2 protein-coding genes are annotated in these 2,791 nt (G+C 56.8%); both read left to right on the top strand.

Going from position 1 to position 2,791, the window contains the following annotated elements:
* The first annotated feature begins 37 nt into the window (after nucleotides 1-37).
* Complete coding sequence (locus HMPREF3096_RS08070) at nucleotides 38-1,282, top strand: aromatic amino acid transport family protein (RefSeq protein ID WP_008806968.1); 1,245 nt, start codon at nucleotides 38-40, stop codon at nucleotides 1,280-1,282.
* A 257-nt stretch (nucleotides 1,283-1,539) separates the two neighbouring features.
* Nucleotides 1,540-2,643: a branched chain amino acid ABC transporter substrate-binding protein LivJ gene (gene livJ, locus HMPREF3096_RS08065; protein WP_002920812.1), complete on the top strand. Its 1,104-nt coding sequence runs from the start codon at nucleotides 1,540-1,542 to the stop codon at nucleotides 2,641-2,643.
* Nucleotides 2,644-2,791 lie beyond the last annotated feature (148 nt).

Raw genomic sequence — 2,791 nt, 5'->3', positions numbered from 1 at the left:
TACCGGGAAGGAGGGAGTGACCATCTCATTAAGTATTATGTCTGAAAACTCCACCTTTTCTCCCGTCCTCACCGGCCGGGAACGTACGGCTGTCCCTACAAAATCTCTGAGCTTCATCGAAGGGGTATCGATGATTGTCGGTACCAATATCGGTGCGGGTGTCCTCTCTATCGCCTATGCGTCGAGCAAAGCGGGCTTCTTACCGCTGCTGTTCTGGCTGGTGCTGGTGGGCAGCCTGACGACGGTGACTATGCTCTATGTCGCGGAATCCACGCTCCGCACCCGTAAACATCTGCAGCTCAGCGGTTTATCGAAGCGCTACGTCGGCGGTTTTGGCGCGCTGATGATGTTCCTCTCCGTTTGCGTTAACAGCGTCGGCGCATTGACGGCTTATATGACCGGCAGCGGCAAGCTGCTGCACTCGTTGTTTGGCATCTCGCCGGCGCTGGGCAGCGTGCTGTTTTTCGTCCCGGCGGCAGGGGTGCTCTACCTTGGCCTGAAGGCGATTGGCCGCGGCGAGAAATTTATCAGCATCGGTATGGTGGTGATGATCTCGGTGCTGGTGATCGCCACGCTGTTGAAAGAGACCACCCGCGTGGGCTATCTGCTCGACGGCAACTGGCTGTATATGGTTCCGGTCTTCAATGTCGTGGCATTCTGCTTCTCGGCACAGTATATCGTGCCGGAGATGGCGCGGGGCTTCGCCGACAAACCGGAAAAATTGCCCAGGGCCATTATGGTCGGTATGGCTTTGACCTTTGCCCTGCTGGCGCTGGTGCCGCTATCGGTTATCTCGCTTAATGGCCTGGACAATATCTCGGATGTGGCCACCATCTCCTGGGGCCGGGCGCTTGGCGAATGGGCGTTCTTCTCGGCCAACCTGTTTGCGCTGTGCGCCATGCTGACCTCTTACTGGGGGCTGGGCGGCAGCTTTCTGACCAATATCTTCGATCAGTTCCGCCTGGGGAATGACGAACAGCCCGCCCGGCGCCTGATGGTGCTGTTGGTGGTGGCGATCCCGCCGTTCGTGCTGGCCTATAGCGGCATGGTCTCTTTCGTCAACGCGCTCTATTTTGCCGGAGTGTTCAGCGGCGTCATTTTATCAATTATGCCGATCCTGATGCTGAAGGGCGCCCGCCAGCGTGGCGACCTGACCCCAGGCTGGACCTGTCCGGCCTGGATGACCCATCCGCTTATCCAATGCTTCATTGTGTTGTTGTATCTTTGCAGCGCCGTCTACGCGATAGCGTCCGCGGTAGGCTACCTGCCCGCTGGCTGGTAATCAGGGCCTGTTTTGCACCGCGTCCGGTTCATGCTGGCGCGGTTTTTTTATTTGTCACTTATCTGTTAGATAGCCCGCAATTTAGTCGTTTCAAATTCCTCAGAATGACGGTATGTTTAGCATAGTGTGCTGCAAAAGCGCGAGCAGCCCCCGGTGGATTAGCTATCATATGCTTTTCCTATCGATATAAACAAAATAATGCGCTAACAAACAACATCACAACAAATGCAAAAACCATAATAATGGGGAGCCTCAGGATGAATATGAAGGGTAAAGCGTTACTGGCAGGATGTATTGCCTTAGTTATGAGCAGCGCGGCGCTGGCGGAAGACATCAAAATCGCGGTCGTCGGGGCGATGTCCGGCCCGGTGGCTCAGTACGGCGACCAGGAGTTTACCGGTGCCGAGCAGGCGGTAGCGGATATCAACGCTAAGGGCGGCATCAAGGGCAATAAGCTGCAGATCGTCAAATATGATGACGCTTGCGACCCGAAACAGGCGGTAGCGGTCGCCAACAAAGTGGTCAACGACGGCATCAAGTACGTTATTGGCCATCTGTGCTCCTCTTCCACTCAGCCGGCGTCTGACATCTATGAAGACGAAGGCATTCTGATGATCACGCCGGCAGCGACTGCCCCGGAGCTGACCGCGCGCGGCTATAAGCTGATCCTGCGCACCACCGGCCTGGACTCCGATCAGGGACCCACCGCAGCGAAATACATTCTCGACAAAGTGAAGCCGCAGCGTATCGCTGTGGTACATGATAAACAGCAGTACGGTGAAGGTTTGGCCCGTGCGGTGCAGGATGGCCTGAAAAAAGGCGGGGCGAACGTGGTCTTCTTCGACGGCATCACCGCCGGTGAGAAAGATTTCTCCACCCTGGTGGCGCGCCTGAAGAAAGAGAATATCGATTTCGTTTACTACGGTGGCTACCACCCGGAAATGGGCCAGATCCTGCGTCAGGCCCGTGCTGCCGGTCTGAAAACCCAGTTTATGGGCCCGGAAGGCGTAGCGAACGTCTCCCTGTCTAACATCGCCGGCGAGTCGGCGGAAGGCCTGCTGGTGACCAAGCCGAAGAACTACGACCAGGTGCCGGCGAACAAACCGATCGTGGATGCGATCAAGGCGAAGAAACAGGATCCGAGCGGCGCCTTCGTGTGGACCACCTACGCGGCGCTGCAGTCGCTGCAGGCGGGCCTGAATCAGTCTGACGATCCGGCGGAAATCGCTAAATACCTGAAAGGCGCGACGGTAGACACTGTGATGGGCCCGCTGTCGTGGGATCAGAAAGGCGACCTGAAAGGCTTCGAGTTCGGTGTCTTTACCTGGCATGCTAACGGTACGGCGACCGACGCCAAATAATTTAACCGGCGCCTTTCACGCTGCAAATGCGTTGTCTGCGGCCCTCAACCCCGGTCACTTACTGATGTAAGCTCCCGGGGATTTCGGGTCTTGACGCCTTTTTGCAACGCGAAATACTGGGTTAAATGGGTGGGGGCCTTTCACACTG

The sequence above is a fragment of the Klebsiella sp. HMSC25G12 genome (assembly GCF_001807705.1).
Classification (GTDB): Bacteria; Pseudomonadota; Gammaproteobacteria; order Enterobacterales; family Enterobacteriaceae; genus Klebsiella; species Klebsiella variicola.
This window is presented reverse-complemented; position numbering and strand designations above follow the sequence as displayed.

Excerpts from the sequence above, each read along its gene's own strand:
- HMPREF3096_RS08070 (WP_008806968.1), top strand. The coding sequence starts at position 38 with ATGTCTGAAAACTCCACCTTTTCTCCCGTCCTCACCGGCCGGGAACGT.
- livJ (WP_002920812.1), top strand. The coding sequence starts at position 1,540 with ATGAATATGAAGGGTAAAGCGTTACTGGCAGGATGTATTGCCTTAGTT.